Below are 18,217 nucleotides of genomic sequence, written 5' to 3' on the forward strand. Positions count from 1 at the left end.
CCATGTTCAGCGGCTGCTGAGGGCGAGACGGACGCCGAGCGCGAGGAAAAGCGCACCGAGGCCGCGATCGAGCCAGAGTCCGATTTTTTGATTATGCCTGATCGCGTCAGCAAGGCGCCCTCCGAGAAGGACGAGCGGTGGTTCGATGAAGGCGGCAACGACGATGATGAGCCCGCCATGCAGCAGGAGTTGGGCCCATGCCGGCCCTGCCCCTTCTACCACGAATTGCGGCAGGAAGGCCAGGAAGAATATCGCCACTTTCGGATTGAGCAGCGACACCAGAATTCCCTGTCGGTAGATCCTTGCCACCGGCAACCTTTCACCGACGGCCTTTATCAGGCCATCGCCGCCACCGGAGCGCAAAGCCTGAATTCCGAGCCAGACGAGATAGGCGGCGCCGATCCATTTGACTGTCGAGAAGGCGACTGCGGAAGCCGCAAGTATGGCCGAGAGGCCGAGTGCCGCCATCAGAACATGCAGGCAGGCGCCGGACCAGACGCCGAACAGCGCCGAAAAACCGGCGCGTTTTCCGCTTCTCATCGTGTGACCGAGGATGAAGGCGATGTCGGGACCGGGCGAGAGATTGAGCAGAACTGCCGCCGACAGAAATGCAAACCAGTGCGCAAACGAATAATCGAACATCTTCACCATTCCCGGACTACAGCGCCGCGTGTCTTTTGAGACGCGCAAAGGGCGCCGCAATACTTTCAATCTCGCATCGGCCCGATGCGCCAGAGGCAAAGGATAGGCACGGGTGCGCTGATGGGGAAATCATTAGTTTTGATCCGTCGCGACAGCCATTATCTCAAGCGCGATATTGATTCGATGAGGCGGCGCGTCGCTTCACTTGGAAACCCGGACTGAAAGAGTAATTGATGGCGAAGGCCAGGACACAATTCATTTGCCAGAGTTGCGGCACGGTTCATAACCGCTGGGCTGGCAAATGCGAGAACTGCGGCGAGTGGAACACCATCGTCGAGGAAGACCCTATGGGTGGGATCGGCTCCGGTCCCGGCAAGACGCCGAAGAAGGGCCGGCCGGTGGCGCTGACGGCGCTCTCCGGCGAAATCGAGGAGGCGCCACGCATCCATACCGCCATGCCGGAGCTCGACCGGGCGCTCGGCGGCGGCTTCGTGCGCGGGTCGGCGGTGCTAATCGGCGGCGATCCCGGCATCGGCAAATCGACGTTGTTGATGCAGGCAGCCGCCGCCCTTGCGCGGCGCGGCCACAAGATCATCTACGTCTCAGGCGAAGAAGCCGTGGCGCAGGTCCGGCTGCGGGCGCAACGCCTTGCGGCGGCCGATACCGACGTGATGCTGGCGGCCGAAACCAATGTCGAGGATATTCTGGCGACGCTCGCCGAGGGCAAGCGGCCGGACCTCGTCATCATCGATTCCATCCAGACGCTGTGGAGCGAACTTGCCGAATCCGCGCCGGGAACGGTGACGCAGGTGCGCACCGGCGTCCAGGCAATGATCCGTTTCGCCAAGCAGACGGGGGCAGCCATGGTGCTCGTCGGCCACGTGACCAAGGACGGGCAGATCGCCGGGCCACGCGTCGTCGAGCACATGGTCGATGCCGTGCTCTATTTCGAAGGCGATCGCGGCCATCACTACCGAATTCTGCGCACTGTCAAGAACCGCTTCGGCCCGACCGACGAGATCGGCGTCTTCGAAATGTCAGACAAAGGCTTGCGCGAAGTCGCCAACCCCTCGGAACTCTTCCTTGGCGAACGCAACGAGAAATCGCCGGGCGCTGCCGTATTCGCCGGTATGGAGGGCACGCGTCCCATTCTCGTCGAGGTGCAGGCGCTGGTAGCGCCGACCTCACTCGGCACGCCGCGGCGCGCCGTGGTCGGTTGGGACTCGGCACGGCTGTCAATGATCCTGGCGGTGCTGGAAGCCCATTGCGGCGTCAGGCTCGGCCAGCACGACGTCTACCTCAACGTCGCCGGCGGTTACCGCATCTCCGAACCGGCGGCCGATCTTGCCGTCGCCTCGGCGCTCGTTTCCTCGCTTGCCGGTATTGCCCTTCCCGCCGATTGCGTCTATTTCGGCGAAGTCAGCCTGTCGGGCGCCATCCGGCCGGTTGCGCACACCGCCCAGCGCCTCAAGGAAGCCGAGAAGCTGGGTTTTTCTGCAGCACTGCTTCCATCCGCCTCCGCCGAACTGCCGAAAGGCTCCGGCGGGCGCTGGAGCGAAGTCGGAAGCCTGCCGGATCTGGTCGCGCGCATCGCCGGATCGAAGGGAGCGCTGCGTGTGGAAGACGAGGTTTGATCCTTTCATTGCCGAGAGTGGTGATGATATAGGAGCACACGATAAGGCACGACACGGCCGCCAAGCGGCAGTCCTGGAGTTGAATTTACATGCCCATTACGATTTTCGACGGTATTGTCATCGGCGTCGTGCTCTTCTCCGCCGTGCTGGCGATGGTCCGCGGCTTTTCGCGCGAGATTCTTTCGATCGCAAGCTGGGGCGGTTCGGCCGCGGCTGCCTATTACCTTTATCCGTACCTGCTGCCTTATGCGAAGAAATATACGGATGACGACCGTATCGCGATCGTCGGTTCGGCAGCGGTCGTCTTCCTGATCGCGCTGATCGTCATCTCCTTCATCACGATGAAGATCGCCGATTTCATCATCGACAGCCGTATCGGCGCGCTCGACCGCACGCTCGGCTTCCTGTTCGGGGCGGCGCGTGGCGTGCTGCTCCTGGTCGTTGCCGTCGCCTTCTGGAATTGGCTCGTCGATGTCGACCACCGTCCGGCCTGGGTCAATGAGGCGAAGTCAAAGCCCTTCCTGGATTCGATGGTCGTGAAGCTGAAATCGGTTCTGCCGGAGCAATTTGCCCAGATGATACCGGAAAGCATCCGTGATAAGCTGCAGCCACCGGCACAGGGCGCTGGAGGCACCACTCCGCCGACGGGCGACCAGGCTCCGGCGGAAGACGCACCGACCGCGCCGGCAGGCGGCGCACAGCAGCCGGCGAATTGACACAGTGTTCAAGAGCTTGACCCGCCTTCCGGCAGTTGCCATTTGAGCGGAACATGAAATGAGGGTCCGGCCGGGCATTCCAGCTCCGCCGGGCTCAGCTGTTTCTGGAAATGCCGATCCATTCTTGTGAGAGCAGAGGCCCGCAGAAATGAACCAGTCCCATTCCTTCCCGACCGACGATCCGCTCGACGGAGATACGCTGCATGAAGAATGCGGGGTTTTCGGAATTCTGGGACATCCCGATGCCGCCGCGCTGACAGCTCTCGGCCTGCATGCCTTGCAGCACCGTGGACAGGAAGCGGCCGGCATCGTCTCCTTCGACGGCAAGCGCTTTTATCAAGAGCGCCACATGGGCCTCGTCGGTGACCACTATACCAATCCGATGACGCTTGCCCGCCTGCCCGGCAGCATTACGATCGGTCATACCCGCTACTCGACAACCGGCGAAGTGGCCATGCGCAACGTCCAGCCGCTCTTTGCCGAATTGGAAGAAGGCGGCATCGCCATCGCCCATAACGGCAATTTCACCAACGGCCTGACGCTGCGCCGCCAGATCATCGCGACCGGCGCCATCTGTCAGTCGACCTCCGACACCGAGGTCGTCCTTCACCTCATCGCCCGCTCCCGTCACGCTTCGACATCCGACCGCTTCATCGACGCCATTCGCCAGATGGAAGGCGGCTATTCGATGCTCGCCATGACGCGCACCAAGCTGATTGCCGCGCGCGATCCGACCGGCATCCGCCCACTCGTCATGGGGGAATTCGACGGCAAGCCGATCTTCTGCTCGGAGACCTGCGCACTCGACATCATCGGCGCCAAGTTCATCCGTGACGTTGAGAACGGCGAGGTCATCATCTGTGAAATCCAGCCCGACGGCTCGATCAGCATCGATGCGCGCAAGCCCAGCAAGCCGCAGCCGGAACGCCTCTGCCTGTTCGAATATGTCTATTTCGCTCGCCCGGACTCGGTGGTCGGCGGCCGCAACGTCTATACGACGCGCAAGAGCATGGGCATGAACCTCGCCAAGGAATCGCCCGTCGATGGCGACGTGATCGTGCCGGTGCCGGATGGTGGGACGCCGGCAGCGCTCGGCTATGCCCAACAGAGCGGCATTCCGTTCGAATACGGCATCATCCGCAACCATTATGTCGGGCGCACCTTCATCGAGCCGACGCAGCAGATCCGCGCCTTCGGCGTAAAGCTGAAGCATTCGGCCAACCGGGCGATGATCGAAGGCAAGCGCGTGGTGCTGGTTGACGATTCCATCGTGCGCGGCACGACGTCTCTCAAGATCGTCCAGATGATCCGGGAAGCCGGCGCGCGCGAAGTCCATGTCCGCGTCGCAAGCCCGATGATCTTCTTCCCGGATTTCTACGGCATCGACACGCCTGACGCAGATAAGCTGCTGGCAAACCAATATGCCGATGTCAAAGCCATGGCCAAATACATCGGCGCCGATTCGCTCGCCTTCCTGTCGATCGACGGCCTCTATCGCGCCGTTGGCGGCGAGGACCGCAACCCGGCCCGGCCGCAGTTCACCGACCATTATTTTACCGGCGACTATCCGACCCGCCTGCTCGACAAGAACGGCGAGTCCATGGGCAACAAGATTTCGATGCTTGCCAGCAACGGCTGACACGGCGCGCCGGCTTTTCCATTGTCCATCCCGAGGGGTTCATCGAACCCCTCTCCCTTCGTGAGGGAACACGGCATCATGAATATCAATCTTGAAGGCAAGATCGCACTCGTCACCGGTGCGTCGCGCGGCATCGGCTATTTCACGGCGCTGGAACTTGCCAAAGCCGGCGCCCATGTGATTGCCTGCGCCCGCACGGTCGGCGGGCTCGAGGACCTCGACGATGCGATCAAGGCTGTCGGGGGCACGGCAACACTCGTGCCCTTCGACCTTGCCGACATGAATGCGATCGATGCGCTCGGCGGCTCGATCTTCGAGCGCTGGGGCAAGCTCGACATCCTCGTTGCCAATGCCGGCGTGCTCGGCGTCATTTCGCCGATCGGCCATATCGAAGCGAAAGTGTTCGAGAAGGTGATGACCATCAACGTCACCGCGACATGGCGGCTGATCCGCTCGGTCGACCCGTTGTTGGCCCGCTCGGATGCCGGCCGCGCGGTGATCATCTCGTCGGGTGCTGCCCACAAGTGCCGCCCCTTCTGGGGCGCCTATTCCGCTTCCAAGGCTGCGGTCGAAGCGCTGGCACGCACATGGGCCGGCGAGAGCCAAAGCACACCGCTGCGGGTCACCAGCGTCGATCCGGGGGCGACACGCACGGCGATGCGGGCGCAGGCAGTGCCGGGCGAAGATCCGCAGACGCTGCCGCATCCCTCCGAGGTCGCAAAGGCAATCCTGCCGTTGCTCGGGCCTGGTGTGACGGAGACGGGCAAGCTGTTCATCATCCGGGAGAACAAGCTCGTCGATTATCGCCTACCGGAATAAGCTTGACGTTCAGTTCGCTGCAACGGCTGGAAACAGCTGCGCCAGGCCCGTTTCCGACGGGCATAGCGCATTCAGGTCAACCGGTCCCTGGATGCCGTCCAAGGTGCCGTTATCGGCAAATTGCCAGATCGACCAACGACTGCACTCTTCCTGCCTCGGCTCTCTGAACACGCTGCGCAGCCACAGATAGTGGTCGGGGAAGCGTGATTCATTGCCTTTCAGATATTGATCGAAGAACTCCTGCGTGACGTAGAAAATAGGCTTTTCCGGAAAAGTGCCGTTCAGCTCGGTGAAAAAGGCGTTCACCTCGGCAACCATTTCCTCGAGCGTCGGGATCTTGTTGCAATTGCCGACAAACTCCAGATCGACGGCGATCGGCAGAGTTCCCTGCTCCTTCGGCACGGTCGCCAGGACATTCTGCGCCTGATCCTTGCCCGGGCGGCAGAAGGTGAAGAAATGATAGGCGCCCCTGACCACTCCAGCATCTCCAGCGCGCTGCCAGTTGTCGGCGAACTTGGAATCCCAATGGTCTCCGCCTTCGGTCGCCTTCATGAAGGCGAAACGGACATTCGGCTGCGCGGCAACAACCTTCCAATCGATATCGCCCTGGTGATGGCTGACATCGATGCCTTGGATTGGATAGTTGCTAAGAGAGGGGTTGTTGAAGCGAAGCATCCCGAAATCGTATGCGAAATATGCAGCGAATGCGACCACCAGAACCGCAGTCGCTCCGATCGTCGATCGCGCAAGTCTCCGCATCCCTTCCCCCTATTTTCAACAGCTTCTCAACTGGCTATGCGAGATTTGTGCTCCGAAAATGGCGGACGAATTTCAAGAGCGCGCTGATCGGTTTCAAAGACGTTGGTTGCTGAAATCGATTCACCGGATAGATGGATCCCGTTGCCGCTGGATCGCTCTTCGCCCCCTTGACCGGAAGCACGAACCGGGCCATAAAACGCGCCATGAAAACGGTTATCTGCATTATCTGCCGGAAGATTATTCGCTAGCGCGAGCGCTGGCCCGGCCGTTTTCGTCTCCCAAATAGTCAAGATGCGAAACGCCCCGGTCCGCCGGTCGCACTATTTTTCTGATCGTGCATTTGGGAGAGTGAAATGGACGCGACGCCGGAACTGAAGCTGTACAACACGCTGACACGGGAAAAATCTGTCTTTTCGCCGATCGATCCCAACAATGTCCGCATGTATGTCTGCGGCCCGACCGTCTATGACTTCGCTCATATCGGCAATGCCCGGCCAGCCATCGTCTTCGATATGCTGTTCCGGCTGCTGCGCCATGTCTATGGCGAAGACCACGTCACTTATGTCCGCAACATCACCGACGTCGACGACAAGATCAATGCGCGGGCGCTTCGAGACCATCCGGGCCTGCCGCTCAATGAAGCGATCCGCGCGGTCACCGAAAAGACGGAGACGCAATATCACGCCGATGTCGCCGAACTCGGCTGCCTGGAGCCGGGCTTCGAGCCGCGCGCCACCGACAATATCGTCGAGATGACCGAGATCATCGAGAAGCTGATCGGCAACGGCCATGCCTATGTCGCATCAGGGGAAGTGCTGTTCGACACCAAATCCATGGCGGATTACGGTCAGCTTTCGAAACGTCCGCTCGACGAGCAGCAGGCCGGCGCCCGCGTCGCCGTCGACGCGCACAAGAGGAACCCAGGTGATTTCGTGCTCTGGAAGCTGTCGAGCCACAGCGAACCCGGCTGGGAGAGCCCATGGGGCCGCGGCCGGCCCGGTTGGCACATCGAATGCTCGGCGATGAGCAAGCGTTATCTCGGCGATATCTTCGACATTCATGGCGGCGGGCTGGACCTGATCTTCCCGCATCATGAAAACGAGATCGCCCAGTCGCGCTGCGCGCACGGCACCGAGGTGATGGCGAATGTCTGGATGCATAACGGCTTCCTGCAGGTCGAAGGCCGCAAGATGTCGAAATCCGAAGGCAATTTCATCACCATCAACGAGTTGCTTCAGACGGAAATCTTCGGCGGCCGCAGATGGCCGGGTCAGGTGCTGCGCCTTGCCATACTGATGACGCATTACCGCGAGCCGATCGATTTTTCGATCAAGCGACTGGAAGAAGCCGAACGTCTGCTCGCCAAATGGCCGGCGGCAGAAGCCGGCGATGCGCCGCCCGATGAAACCGTGCTGAACGCGCTTTCCGACGACCTCAACACCGTCGCGGCGGTGCAGGCATTGCATGCGCTGGCGCAGGCTGCCCATGCGGATTCCGCAGCCCGCGCCGTCTTTGCCGCAACGGCCGACCTTCTGGGCCTGCTGCCGAAAAAGATGGAGATCGACGAAGCCGTCGCATCGGCGGTCGATGCGCTGGTCGCGATGCGGCTCGAAATGCTGAAGGCGAAGAACTTCCCCGAGGCTGACAAGATCCGCGACGAACTGACGGCGAAGGGCATCCAGTTGAAGGATGGCAAGGATCCGGTGACCGGCGAGCGGGTGACGACCTGGGAGGTCAAGCGGTGAGAGTGGCGTGTTGGGATAAGACCCCTCCCCAACCCCTCCCCACAAGGGGGAGGGGCTACGGTGCCGCGCTGCTCCGATGCGAGATCACCACGACCGCAAACATTCGAGGCGGAAGCGAAGGCGGTGCCACGAGAGAGCCCTCCCCCTTGTGGGGAGGGTTGGGAGGGGTCTTGGCGCCTAGGCTGAAATCCCAAGGGAGACATACTCGATGACGACCTATACAGGCGGCTGCCAATGCGGAGCGATCCGTTTTCGCGTCAGCGGCGACATCAAGGATTCGTCGATCTGTCATTGCCGCATGTGCCAGAAGGCGTTCGGGGCTTATTATGCACCGCTGGTCTCGGTGCGCGGCGCCGATTTCGAATGGATACGTGGAGAGCGGAAAAAATTCCGCTCTTCCAACTTTGTCGAGCGCGGCTTTTGCGGCGATTGCGGCACGCCACTCACCTATGAGGCGCCGGATGGAATAGCGATTGCCGCGGGCGCCTTCGACGATCCCTCGGCATTTCCGCCGGTGGTCCAATTCGGGATCGAAGGCAAGATCGGTTTCGTCGATCATCTGCACGAATTGCCGGGGCACCGAACGGAGGAGGATGCGCAGGCTGCTCCCTTCCTGCTTGAGCTCGTCTCCCAACAGCATCCCGATCACGAGACGCAGGTATGGCCACCCAAGGAGCTCGGATGACGGCGGAATCAGACAGAAGCGGCGGGTGCCAGTGCGGCGCGGTGCGCTACCGCGCCAAAGGCGAACTCGGCTATCCCCATCTTTGCCATTGCCGCATGTGCCAGAAGGCGGCCGGTAATTATTTCATGCCGCTTGCCGCCGCGATGCGGAGCGATTTTACCCTGACGCGCGGCGCACCGAAATGGTTTCAGTCCTCGGATCTGGTGCGGCGCGGCTTCTGCGGCGATTGCGGCACGCCGCTGTTTTATGACATTCCGGAAGCGGAATTCATCAATATCACGCTCGGCTCACTGGATGATCCCGATGCGATCAAGCCGGTGATGCAATCGAACACCGGCCGCAAGATGTCCTGGTTTCATACGCTCGACGGCCTGCCGCTGGAACCAGAGGCTGAAACGCGCGATCGCGGGAACGCGATCGCGGCAAGCAACCATCAGCACCCCGACCACGACACGAAAAGCTGGCCCCTCGGAGAAACCTCATGACGGACACGATAAAAACAGGCGGATGCCAGTGCGGTGCCGTGCGCTTCCGCATCTCGGGCAGACTGGGGCGACCCTCGATCTGCCATTGCCGCATGTGCCAGAAACAGTTCGGCGGCTTCTTCTCGGCGCTCGTCACCGCGCCTGAGGAAGGGATGGAGTGGACACGTGGCGAGCCGAGCTACTTCCAGTCCTCGGTCAATATCGACCGCGGCTTCTGCAGCAATTGCGGCACGCCGATGACCTATCGTCATCCGGGCGGGCTGGAGCTTGCGATCGGCACTTTCGACGACCGCAGTGACCTCGCACCGCTGATCCAGGTCAATTACGAGGCCCGCCTGCCCTGGGTCGAGGAAATCTTCGAGGCGCCGGTGCTGAAGGATCAGGATTTCTACTCACGACAGGAGGCGATCATCTCCTTCCAGCATCCCGATCACGACACCGAAGTCTGGCCCACGAAAGGCGTGAAGATATGACCGAGATACTGCGCACGCTCTATCCCGAAATCGAACCTTATGCTTCCGGCCATCTCGATGTCGGCGACGGCCATGTGATCTATTGGGAGCGCTCGGGAACGCCTGGCGCCAAGCCCGCCGTCTTCCTGCATGGCGGCCCGGGCGGCGGCATCTCGCCCGCCCATCGCCGGCTTTTCGATCCCGCTCTCTACGACGTCATGCTGTTCGACCAGCGCGGTTGCGGCAGGTCGACGCCGCATGCGGAACTCCGTGCCAATACGACCTGGCACCTCGTCGCCGATATCGAGCGGCTGCGCGAGATGATAGGCGTCGACAGCTGGCAAGTGTTCGGCGGCTCCTGGGGCTCGACGCTGGCGCTCGCCTATGCCGAGACGCATCCGGAGCATGTCTCCGAACTCATCCTGCGTGGCATCTATACGCTGACCAAGGCCGAGCTCGACTGGTACTACCAATTCGGCGTCTCGGAAATGTTCCCTGACAAGTGGGAGCGGTTCATCGCTCTCATTCCTAGGGAAGAGCGGCATGAGATGATGCATGCCTATCATCGTCGCCTGACGCATGAGGACAAGAATGTGCGCCTCGCGGCCGCGCAGGCCTGGAGCATCTGGGAAGGCGAAACGATCACGCTGCTGCCGGAACCTTCGACGAGCTTCAAATTCGAGGAGCCGGAATTCGCCTATGCATTTGCTCGCATCGAGAACCATTTCTTCGTCCATGCCGGCTGGATGGACGAGGGACAGTTGATCCGCGATGCTGGCAGGCTCAGGGACATTCCCGGCGTGATCGTGCATGGCCGCTACGACATGCCCTGCCCGGCCAAATATGCCTGGCTGCTGCACAAGGCCTGGCCGACGGCGGAGTTCCACCTGATCGAGGGCGCGGGCCATGCCTATTCGGAGCCTGGGATTCTCGATCGGCTGATCCGGGCGACGGATAGGTTTGCGGGGAAGAAAGACTGATGTCGCACGCTGTGGCTAACCCCCTCTGCCCTGCCGGGCATCTCCCCCACAAGGAGGGAGATCGGCTGGGCGCAAGCTCCTTGCCAGAGCCTCGATGGTCTGCACCACAGCTCAGCGGATTTCCGATCTCCCCCCTTGTGGAGGGTAAGTCCCGAATAAAAGCAGTCAATGCCTGGGAGGCATCGTGGTGACTAAGGAAAAAATCTACCTCTTCGACACGACGCTCCGGGACGGGCAGCAGACGCCCGGCATCGATTTTTCCGTCGAGGACAAGATCGCGATCGCCGCCATGCTGGACGAATTCGGCATCGATTACGTCGAGGGCGGATATCCCGGCGCCAATCCGACGGATACCGCCTTCTTCAGCGAGAAACGCACCAGCCAAGCCAGTTTCGTCGCCTTCGGCATGACGAAGCGGGCGGGCGTTTCGGTCTCCAACGATCCCGGCATTGCCGGGCTGCTGCAGGCGAAATCCGACGCCATCTGTTTCGTCGCCAAGAGCTGGGATTATCATGTCGCGGTAGCGCTTGGCTGCACCAATGAGGAAAACCTCGAATGCATCGCCGAAAGCGTCAAGGCAGCGGTTGGCGCGGCCAAGGAGGCGATCGTCGATTGCGAGCATTTCTTCGACGGCTTCAAGGCCAATCCGGCCTATGCGCTCGCCTGCGCCAAGACGGCCTATGAGAGCGGCGCCCGCTGGGTCGTGCTCTGCGACACCAATGGCGGCACACAGCCGCCGGAGGTGCGGGCCATCGTCGAGGCGGTGATCGCCTCAGGCGTTCCCGGCCACTGTCTTGGCATCCATGCGCATAACGACACCGGACAGGCAGTTGCCAATTCGCTTGCCGCAGTCGAAGCCGGCGTCCGGCAGATCCAGGGTACGCTGAACGGCATCGGCGAGCGCTGCGGCAATGCCAATCTGGTGACGCTGATCCCGACGCTGGCGCTGAAGAGCGCCTACAACACACGTTTCGAAACGGCGATCGATGAGGAGCGGCTGCTCAACCTCACCCGGCTCTCGCATGCCTTCGACGAGCTGCTCAACCGCTCGCCCGACCACCAGATGCCCTATGTCGGCGCCTCCGCCTTCGCCACCAAGGCCGGCATCCATGCATCGGCGCTGATCAAGGACCCACGGACCTACGAACATGTGCCGCCGGAAACCGTCGGCAACTTCCGCAAGGTCATGGTCTCCGACCAGGGCGGCAAGGCGAACTTCATCAATGCGCTGAAACGGCGCGGTATCGCGGTCGCCAAGGACGATCCGAAGCTCGACCTGCTGATCTCCATCGTCAAGGAACGTGAATCCATCGGCTATGCCTATGAGGGCGCGGATGCGAGCTTCGAACTGCTGGCCCGCCGCACGCTCGGCACGATCCCGGAATTCTTCACCATCGAAGGCTTCCGCGTGATGATCGAGCGCCGCTTCGACAGTCTCGGCCGCGTGAAGATCGTCTCGGAGGCGGTGGTCAAGATCACCATCGACGGCCAGACGCTGATGTCGGTTGCCGATGCCGAAGGCCCGGTCAACGCGCTCGACCTCGCGCTACGCAAGGATTTCGGCAAGTACCAGCACGAGATCGACGATCTGGTGCTCGCCGATTTCAAGGTGCGTATCCTCAATGGCGGCACCGAGGCGATCACCCGCGTGCTGATCGAATCCACCGACAGCGACGGCGTGCGCTGGTGGACGGTCGGCGTCTCCGAGAACATCATCGACGCTTCGTTCCAGGCTTTGATGGATTCGGTCATTTACAAGCTGATGAAGAACCGGCAGCTGGCGGGCAAGATCGCGGCGGAATAAATCTATTCCGCCGGCCCGGCGTAAAAACCCCAGCCCGAATACCATTCGCTTCCTTCGGACGCCGCCCTCCACCGCAGGGCGCCGGATCATCGCGTCGTCTCCCGCTTCAAATCCTCTCACCCTTCATTCAACGAAATGAATTGGCCTATTCACGGCGCTTAAGCTAGGCCGGATCAGAAGAAGAACAAAGATGGAAACACCGATGTCGACCGATGCATCCGTTCCTTTGGCCAAGAACGAAGACAGTCCGCGCGGGTTCGCCTTCGCGCTGACGGCCTACCTGCTCTGGGGCTTCCTGCCAATCTACATGAAGGCGGTGGCGCATATCTCGCCGGCCGAGGTGATCGCCCATCGGATCGTCTGGTCGCTGCCGCTGGCGGGCATTGTGCTGATCGTGCTCGGTCGCACGCAAGACATCCGAACGGCACTCGGCTCGCCGCGCATGCTGGCGATGGCGGCGCTGACGGCGTCGCTGATCACCGTCAACTGGGGCACCTATGTCTGGGCGATCGGCGCCGGCCATTCGCTCGATGCAGCACTCGGCTATTTCATCAATCCGCTGTTCAGCATCTTCCTCGGCGCTATGTTCCTCAAGGAAAAGCTGCAGCCGCTGCAGATCGCGGCGATCGCGCTTGCGGCGCTTGCCGTCGCCATTCTCGCGCTGGACAGCGGCGGCATCCCGTGGGTGGCGCTGACGCTGGCGATCAGCTGGGGGTTCTACGCCCTGTTGCGCAAGACGCTGCCGCTCGGGCCGAACCAGGGCTTCTTCCTCGAAGTGCTGATCCTCAGCGGACCGGCCCTCCTCTACATTCTCTATCTCGAATTCGGCGGCCAGGGCCACCTCTACCGCACCGGTCTTGCCGACACGACCCTGCTGCTCGGCTGCGGCGTCATCACCGCCGTGCCGCTGATGATCTATGCGAACGGCGCCAAGCTGTTGAAACTCTCGACGATCGGCATCATGCAGTATATCGCGCCGACGATGATCTTCCTGATCGCGGTCTTCGTCTTCCACGAGCCATTCGGCACGGCGCGCATGATCGCCTTCCCGCTGATCTGGGCGGGGTTGTTCCTCTATAGCTGGTCGATGCTGAAGGGAAGCCGCGGGCGTTAGCTGCGGGCTTTTCCTGGCCACACCCAAAGCATGTAGTCGGTGCTCCGTAACGATCCATCAAAGCAGGAGCGTGTTGGCTCAAAGCCAGGACACCAGCGCCGTGCGGACAAGGATTCCCGCCAATGCGCTCACGATGGCAACGCCTGCCACCGACCGGAGCGCTGGCACCGAAGCGATAAGGATGGAAAGACCAGGAAGGTCGAGAGCGTTTACCAGAAATGCGGATCCGCGAATTATTTTCTCAGGCTGAAGACGTAGCTCCTTGTGGACGTCGAGTAACAGGGTGACCGCTGCACTTGATCCTGCCAGGCACTTTGTGAGGAAGAACAGGACATCCTGCTGCGAAGCGCTGAGCAACTGAAGCAATGGCAGCGCGACGGACGTGAAGGCCGAAAGTGCGCCTGTGATTTGGATAAGCCTGACCATTAGAAGTGAGATCACCAGCACCGGCAGGATTGCAGAAATGGCCCGAACGGCGTCTGCGCCACCGCGGTTGATCGCCGTCAGCAGATCGAGCCTTGCGGCGACGGGCTCATCCGCCTTGTAACAGGAACAGATCTGTCCAGACTGGAAACGGAGCCCAACCAGCCAGCAGGCAAGAGTGGAGGCCACAAGCGCTCCGCAAATACCGTTCACGATGATCAAGCCGGGATCGACACCGAGACTTGCGAGCGGAAAACTGGCATTTGCCGGCGCGGCCGCAAGCACCGCGGCAAAGGCAGCGGCCCGACATCTCTCCGACGTCCCCTTGTGCGCCATGAGCGACAGGGCCGAGACCGGGGCAGCCGAACTGACGAGGCTGAGCTGGATAATCGCCAAGGCTCCGAAACCGTCCAGACCAAACAATCCGAAGAGCGGATTGGCCTTGCCGGCGATCCATCGCAATGCGCTAATGCCTTCGAGATAGCGCATCAGCGAGAAGGTCACGATCATCAACGGCAGAAAGGTGAATATCGCGATGTCGACGGCACTTCGCCCGGCATCCAGAATGGCGGTGATCAGAATTGTCATGGGAACGAGTGGCTTGGTGGCGGCGCCGGACTTGCAGCGGACTTAACGGAGGAAGCGGGCTCCGAAATCCGATCCCGGAGCCCGTTCGTTCAAATTCTATTCCGGTTGGAAGGATTCATCGAAAAAGCGCTGAACCTCGGAATAGGCCTGCATGCGATTGGTCTCCATGAGAGCGAGGTGCGTCGCCTCCCCGATTTCCACCCATCGCCTGTAGGAGGCGCCGGTCAGCTGCTCGAAATAGGTCCGCGCCAGATCAGGCGGAACGTCGATGTCCCATTCACCATGCAACAGCAGCACCGGGGCGCAGATCTCGCTCGGACGATAGTAGGGATTTCCAGATCGCCAGTAGGTGCGGATGTCCTGGATCGGCCCATTCGTGGCCCGAAGTTTGCCTTGCTCCCTGTCAGCCTGCGACGTCTCTTCCGAAAGGGTCAGTTTAGCCCAGAGGTCGAACCAGCCCTCCGGCACAAGTCGGTCACGCGCGTATTCGGGTGCGGTGCTCAGCCAACGCGGCAAGGCCGCATGGACTGGGACAAGCCGATAGGAACCGAGGATCCCACCCTGATCGATCGGGATGGGAACGTCGCTCAGCCATTGCGGCGCGAGCAGTGCCAGCTTGACGATCTTGTCGCCGTTGCGCGCAGCATATGCACCGGCCACGGTGCCGCCCCAGGACATTGCGAAGACGCTGACGGCGTTGAGACCGCGAAGCCGAAGGACGAAATCGACAGCCGTTGCGAAGTCCTCGACGCCAGTGTCGGTGCCGACAAGCGGCGGGTTGAGATCGGGCTGCGCCTGCATTTCCGGCGGGCGGGTCGACTTTCCATAGCCCCGGACATCAACCGCAAAGACATCGAAGCCTTGATTGGCGAGGAAGTCGATGAAAGACATCCCGTTGAAGGGAACATCGTAAAGACTTCCGGACGAGAAGGTCGCCCCGTGCACCATTACGATTGTTTTCTCCGCGAGAAAGGCTTTGTGATCTCTCCTTCGCTTATTGCGGAGATAGAGCTTGATGCCATCGGTTCCGCTATCGACGTAATGCTCGTCGAATACGATCTCGCCTGCGTCAAAAGCTGAAGATGCGAGCTTGTTCTCAGACATAGGACCACCTGAATTTTTCGCCGTCGCGGGTCACATAACCAGCAGACGAGCCGGGGAAATGCGTGGAGAAGTAAATGGCACGATTATCGGCTGCGAACTCGAGGACACGCCGTCTGGACTGGGCAGCCTGATCCCGGAATTCGCAGAACACCGTGTTGAGGTCAGGACGCTCCACCTGGATCGGATGGTGCATGACATCGCCAGCAAAAATCGCCGCTTCCTTGCCCGATTCCAGCAGAACGGACATATGGCCGATGCTGTGGCCAGGTGTCGGCAAGAAGGTGAATCGATCCAGGAAAGGACCGCCTGCGCTGTCGATGAAATCAGCAAGCCCCGCCTCGATCACGGGCCGCACGCTGTCTTCATAGACGCCGGCACTGGGAATGTTGACGTCGTTGTGGCTTGCCGTTGACGAGTAATATTCCTGCTCGGCGCGGGGGAAGATGTAGCGCGCATTTTTGAAGGTGGGAATCCATCTTCCGTCCTCAAGCACGGTATTCCAGCCGGAATGATCGACGTGGAGATGGGTATTGATGACGAAGTCGACGTCTTCCGGCCCGACACCCGCCTGGCGCAGCCTGTCGAGAAACGGGATGGTCTGATGGTGGAAGCTGGGATTACGCGGTCTTTCCTTGTCGTTGCCCGAGCCGGTATCGATGAGGATGATGTGGTCGGGCGTCCTTACAAGCCAAGTATGTATACTCACCACAAGGGCATCGCGGCCCTCTTCCATATCGACAGCGGAAAGCCGCGGCTCGACCGCCCTAAGTTCCTCAGAAGCGGCAGCCGGATAGAGAAACGAGGGCGGGACGTTGTGCAGATACTGCTCTTGCACCTTCCTCACCGTCACGCCGGCAATACGATATTCCTTTCCAAGATCGCTCATGGAATTTCCTTTCGAGTTGAACTGGAACCGGGGACAGCGCTGTCTGATGCCTATGGACAATAGGGAGATTTCGTGCAACGATCAAATCGATGAATGAAATTGTCTCCATCGATCATTTCAATTTGTGGTCCTTTGACCTGAACCTGCTCGTCGCATTCGATGCGCTCATGAAGGAGCGGAGCGTGACGAAAGCTGCTGTTCGTCTGAAAATCCAGCAGCCTGCCATGAGCCACAATCTCGGAACTCTTCGCACACTGCTTCAGGATGAGCTGTTCGTGCGTGTCGGCCAGGTCATGCAGCCGACCCATCGCGCGCTGCGTTTCGCCGAGGCGGTGGAGCAGATACTCAGCCGTACGCAGCAGGCGATCGTAACGCCTAATGCCTTTGAGCCCGGCAAGGCCGAGCAGATATTCCGTATCGGCTTTTCCAGCGAGCTTGAGGTGCTGCTCGTGCCGCGTCTCGCCGCTATGTTGAACGAGACGGCGCCCGGCATTAGAGTGCTCGCCCGTGCGGTCAATCCCGAGATGGTCCACAAGCTTCTGGACGACAACGTCATCGATCTCGGCGTCGGCTGCTACGATGACGGCAACAATAGACATCGGCGCAGCCTGCTGTTCGAACAATCACTGATGTGCTGCTACAATCCGAAGCTTCTCGATCTTCCCCAAGCATTGGACCGCGACAGCTATGTCGGGCTGAAGCATGCACTGGTTTCACAGAAGGATGCCATCGAAGGCTGCATTGATGATGCGTTGAAGCGGATCAACGTGCGGCTCGACGTGTCGGTGGCAGCGCCGGAATTCCTGACTGTGCTGACGGCTGTCCTGGAAGCGCCCTTGATCGCGACGCTGCCGACCAGAATTGTGAAGCGGTATGCCGGCCTGTTTGGCTTGGCAGTCGCCGACGTTCCCCTCGATTTAACGGTAAGCCCGATATCGATGGTCTGGTCGGCAGCAAGCGACAATGATCCCGCCAATAGATGGATACGATCTCAGGTGACGCAGCTTGTTTCGGCTTATAGCTGAATTTGCTTGCAAAATAGCTTGACCGCGCGAGGGCCGCCTGCCCGCCTACATCTTCGAAATCACCTCGTCCTCGCCGTCACGATCGGCGGCGAGCTGGGCTGCCTGGGCCATGATCGCCGGAATGATGCCGGAGATCTCGTCGACGACGAGCGGTTGCACCCGATGGGCGGTATGCAGGAAACCTTCTTCGGTCATATGGCGCATCAGTTCCATCATCGGATCCCAGAAACCGTTGACGTTGGCAAAGACCATCGGCTTCTCGTGGCGGCCGAGCTGCGCCCACGTCATGATCTCGACGATCTCCTCCAGCGTACCGATGCCGCCGGGCAGCGCCACGAAGGCATCGGAGCGCTCGAACATGGTGTGTTTGCGCGCATGCATGTCAGGGGTTACAATGAGTTCGTTCAGCTGACCGAGCGAGTGGCGAGTCGCTTCCATATCGATCAGGAATTCGGGAATGATGCCCGTGACCTGACCGCCGCCGGAAAGCACGCCGCTGGCAACCGCGCCCATGATGCCTTTGGTACCCCCACCATAGACGAGGCGCAGGCCGTATTCGGCGATCTCTCTTCCGAGAGCACGCCCGGCCGCCATGTGGGAAGGATCGCGTCCCGGCCTTGAGCCGCAGTAAACGCAGATGGATCAAATCGATACAGATTGTTCGGTCATGAGGGCAAAACAACTATTCCATTTCAATGCAGTCAAGAAAATTGACTG

Annotated in this window: 19 protein-coding genes; 12 read left to right on the top strand and 7 right to left on the bottom strand. The window is 60.7% G+C overall.

What is annotated here, in order from left to right:
• Positions 1-6: 6 nt before the first annotated feature.
• Positions 7-642, bottom strand: coding sequence for a LysE family translocator (locus tag ACS4RR_RS18060; RefSeq protein WP_026154091.1), 636 nt, complete (start codon positions 640-642; stop codon positions 7-9).
• A gap of 233 nt (positions 643-875) precedes the next feature.
• On the opposite strand from ACS4RR_RS18060, the gene radA reads away from it, so the two are divergent.
• The 4 genes from radA to ACS4RR_RS18080 all read left to right on the top strand — a co-directional run bounded on the left by radA (position 876) and on the right by ACS4RR_RS18080 (position 5,450).
• Positions 876-2,276, top strand: a complete 1,401-nt coding sequence (radA, locus tag ACS4RR_RS18065; RefSeq protein ID WP_026154090.1) for a DNA repair protein RadA — start codon at positions 876-878, stop codon at positions 2,274-2,276.
• A gap of 89 nt (positions 2,277-2,365) precedes the next feature.
• Positions 2,366-2,992 (top strand): CvpA family protein, encoded by a 627-nt coding sequence (locus tag ACS4RR_RS18070; RefSeq protein WP_456189100.1) that lies wholly within the window; start codon positions 2,366-2,368, stop codon positions 2,990-2,992.
• Between the two features lie 148 nt (positions 2,993-3,140).
• Entirely contained in the window at positions 3,141-4,631 is a 1,491-nt protein-coding gene (purF, locus tag ACS4RR_RS18075; RefSeq protein ID WP_017963701.1) for an amidophosphoribosyltransferase, read from the top strand.
• Positions 4,632-4,709: 78 nt separating this feature from the next.
• Complete coding sequence (locus ACS4RR_RS18080; RefSeq protein ID WP_162118499.1) at positions 4,710-5,450, top strand: SDR family NAD(P)-dependent oxidoreductase; 741 nt, start codon at positions 4,710-4,712, stop codon at positions 5,448-5,450.
• 9 nt (positions 5,451-5,459) lie between these two features.
• Here ACS4RR_RS18080 and ACS4RR_RS18085 read toward each other — a convergent pair whose 3' ends face one another.
• Together ACS4RR_RS18085 and ACS4RR_RS18090 are read right to left on the bottom strand one after the other, a co-directional pair.
• On the bottom strand, positions 5,460-6,209 hold the full coding sequence (locus ACS4RR_RS18085) for a glycoside hydrolase family 25 protein (protein ID WP_260110556.1): 750 nt from the start codon (positions 6,207-6,209) through the stop codon (positions 5,460-5,462).
• Positions 6,210-6,235: 26 nt separating this feature from the next.
• A complete protein-coding gene (locus ACS4RR_RS18090; RefSeq protein ID WP_456189101.1) occupies positions 6,236-6,499 on the bottom strand; it encodes a hypothetical protein in 264 nt (87 codons plus the stop codon).
• Positions 6,500-6,562: 63 nt separating this feature from the next.
• Here ACS4RR_RS18090 and cysS point away from each other — a divergent pair, with 63 nt between their 5' ends.
• The 7 genes from cysS (at position 6,563) to rarD (ending at position 13,474) form a co-directional block, all read left to right on the top strand.
• Positions 6,563-7,954 carry a cysteine--tRNA ligase gene (gene cysS / locus ACS4RR_RS18095; RefSeq protein ID WP_260110555.1) on the top strand — a complete coding sequence of 464 codons (1,392 nt, stop codon included), beginning with the start codon at positions 6,563-6,565 and terminating at the stop codon, positions 7,952-7,954.
• A 208-nt stretch (positions 7,955-8,162) separates the two neighbouring features.
• Positions 8,163-8,639 carry a GFA family protein gene (locus ACS4RR_RS18100; protein WP_162118502.1) on the top strand — a complete coding sequence of 159 codons (477 nt, stop codon included), beginning with the start codon at positions 8,163-8,165 and terminating at the stop codon, positions 8,637-8,639.
• Positions 8,636-9,124 (top strand): GFA family protein, encoded by a 489-nt coding sequence (locus tag ACS4RR_RS18105; RefSeq protein WP_222384689.1) that lies wholly within the window; start codon positions 8,636-8,638, stop codon positions 9,122-9,124. Before ACS4RR_RS18100 ends, ACS4RR_RS18105 begins: the two co-directional genes overlap by 4 nt.
• Positions 9,121-9,597 carry a GFA family protein gene (locus tag ACS4RR_RS18110; RefSeq protein ID WP_170256720.1) on the top strand — a complete coding sequence of 159 codons (477 nt, stop codon included), beginning with the start codon at positions 9,121-9,123 and terminating at the stop codon, positions 9,595-9,597. Before ACS4RR_RS18105 ends, ACS4RR_RS18110 begins: the two co-directional genes overlap by 4 nt.
• Positions 9,594-10,556, top strand: a complete 963-nt coding sequence (pip, locus tag ACS4RR_RS18115) for a prolyl aminopeptidase (protein WP_222384688.1) — start codon at positions 9,594-9,596, stop codon at positions 10,554-10,556. The genes ACS4RR_RS18110 and pip overlap by 4 nt, the downstream gene beginning before the upstream one ends.
• 187 nt (positions 10,557-10,743) lie before the next feature.
• Positions 10,744-12,360, top strand: coding sequence for a citramalate synthase (gene cimA / locus ACS4RR_RS18120; RefSeq protein WP_162118506.1), 1,617 nt, complete (start codon positions 10,744-10,746; stop codon positions 12,358-12,360).
• A gap of 202 nt (positions 12,361-12,562) precedes the next feature.
• On the top strand, positions 12,563-13,474 hold the full coding sequence (gene rarD, locus ACS4RR_RS18125; protein WP_026154088.1) for an EamA family transporter RarD: 912 nt from the start codon (positions 12,563-12,565) through the stop codon (positions 13,472-13,474).
• A 78-nt stretch (positions 13,475-13,552) separates the two neighbouring features.
• On the opposite strand, the gene ACS4RR_RS18130 is transcribed toward rarD, so the two are convergent.
• From ACS4RR_RS18130 to ACS4RR_RS18140, 3 genes are all read right to left on the bottom strand, one after another.
• Entirely contained in the window at positions 13,553-14,485 is a 933-nt protein-coding gene (locus tag ACS4RR_RS18130) for a hypothetical protein (RefSeq protein ID WP_456189102.1), read from the bottom strand.
• Between the two features lie 96 nt (positions 14,486-14,581).
• Complete coding sequence (locus ACS4RR_RS18135) at positions 14,582-15,589, bottom strand: alpha/beta hydrolase (RefSeq protein WP_456189103.1); 1,008 nt, start codon at positions 15,587-15,589, stop codon at positions 14,582-14,584.
• Positions 15,582-16,475, bottom strand: coding sequence for an MBL fold metallo-hydrolase (locus tag ACS4RR_RS18140; protein WP_260110551.1), 894 nt, complete (start codon positions 16,473-16,475; stop codon positions 15,582-15,584). Before ACS4RR_RS18140 ends, ACS4RR_RS18135 begins: the two co-directional genes overlap by 8 nt.
• An 89-nt stretch (positions 16,476-16,564) precedes the next feature.
• On the opposite strand from ACS4RR_RS18140, the gene ACS4RR_RS18145 reads away from it, so the two are divergent.
• Positions 16,565-17,500: a LysR family transcriptional regulator gene (locus ACS4RR_RS18145; RefSeq protein ID WP_017963688.1), complete on the top strand. Its 936-nt coding sequence runs from the start codon at positions 16,565-16,567 to the stop codon at positions 17,498-17,500.
• 45 nt (positions 17,501-17,545) lie between these two features.
• On the opposite strand, the gene ACS4RR_RS18150 is transcribed toward ACS4RR_RS18145, so the two are convergent.
• Entirely contained in the window at positions 17,546-18,139 is a 594-nt protein-coding gene (locus tag ACS4RR_RS18150; RefSeq protein WP_456190151.1) for an LOG family protein, read from the bottom strand.
• Positions 18,140-18,217: the final 78 nt, after the last annotated feature.

The sequence above is a fragment of the Rhizobium zaerense genome (assembly GCF_051810725.1).
Taxonomy (GTDB): domain Bacteria; phylum Pseudomonadota; class Alphaproteobacteria; order Rhizobiales; family Rhizobiaceae; genus Rhizobium; species Rhizobium leguminosarum_I.

Excerpts from the sequence above, each read along its gene's own strand:
- ACS4RR_RS18060 (WP_026154091.1), bottom strand. The coding sequence starts at position 642 with ATGTTCGATTATTCGTTTGCGCACTGGTTTGCATTTCTGTCGGCGGCA.
- radA (WP_026154090.1), top strand. The coding sequence starts at position 876 with ATGGCGAAGGCCAGGACACAATTCATTTGCCAGAGTTGCGGCACGGTT.
- ACS4RR_RS18070 (WP_456189100.1), top strand. The coding sequence starts at position 2,366 with ATGCCCATTACGATTTTCGACGGTATTGTCATCGGCGTCGTGCTCTTC.
- purF (WP_017963701.1), top strand. The coding sequence starts at position 3,141 with ATGAACCAGTCCCATTCCTTCCCGACCGACGATCCGCTCGACGGAGAT.
- ACS4RR_RS18080 (WP_162118499.1), top strand. The coding sequence starts at position 4,710 with ATGAATATCAATCTTGAAGGCAAGATCGCACTCGTCACCGGTGCGTCG.
- ACS4RR_RS18085 (WP_260110556.1), bottom strand. The coding sequence starts at position 6,209 with ATGCGGAGACTTGCGCGATCGACGATCGGAGCGACTGCGGTTCTGGTG.
- cysS (WP_260110555.1), top strand. The coding sequence starts at position 6,563 with ATGGACGCGACGCCGGAACTGAAGCTGTACAACACGCTGACACGGGAA.
- ACS4RR_RS18100 (WP_162118502.1), top strand. The coding sequence starts at position 8,163 with ATGACGACCTATACAGGCGGCTGCCAATGCGGAGCGATCCGTTTTCGC.
- ACS4RR_RS18105 (WP_222384689.1), top strand. The coding sequence starts at position 8,636 with ATGACGGCGGAATCAGACAGAAGCGGCGGGTGCCAGTGCGGCGCGGTG.
- ACS4RR_RS18110 (WP_170256720.1), top strand. The coding sequence starts at position 9,121 with ATGACGGACACGATAAAAACAGGCGGATGCCAGTGCGGTGCCGTGCGC.
- pip (WP_222384688.1), top strand. The coding sequence starts at position 9,594 with ATGACCGAGATACTGCGCACGCTCTATCCCGAAATCGAACCTTATGCT.
- rarD (WP_026154088.1), top strand. The coding sequence starts at position 12,563 with ATGTCGACCGATGCATCCGTTCCTTTGGCCAAGAACGAAGACAGTCCG.
- ACS4RR_RS18130 (WP_456189102.1), bottom strand. The coding sequence starts at position 14,485 with ATGACAATTCTGATCACCGCCATTCTGGATGCCGGGCGAAGTGCCGTC.
- ACS4RR_RS18135 (WP_456189103.1), bottom strand. The coding sequence starts at position 15,589 with ATGTCTGAGAACAAGCTCGCATCTTCAGCTTTTGACGCAGGCGAGATC.
- ACS4RR_RS18140 (WP_260110551.1), bottom strand. The coding sequence starts at position 16,475 with ATGAGCGATCTTGGAAAGGAATATCGTATTGCCGGCGTGACGGTGAGG.
- ACS4RR_RS18145 (WP_017963688.1), top strand. The coding sequence starts at position 16,565 with ATGAATGAAATTGTCTCCATCGATCATTTCAATTTGTGGTCCTTTGAC.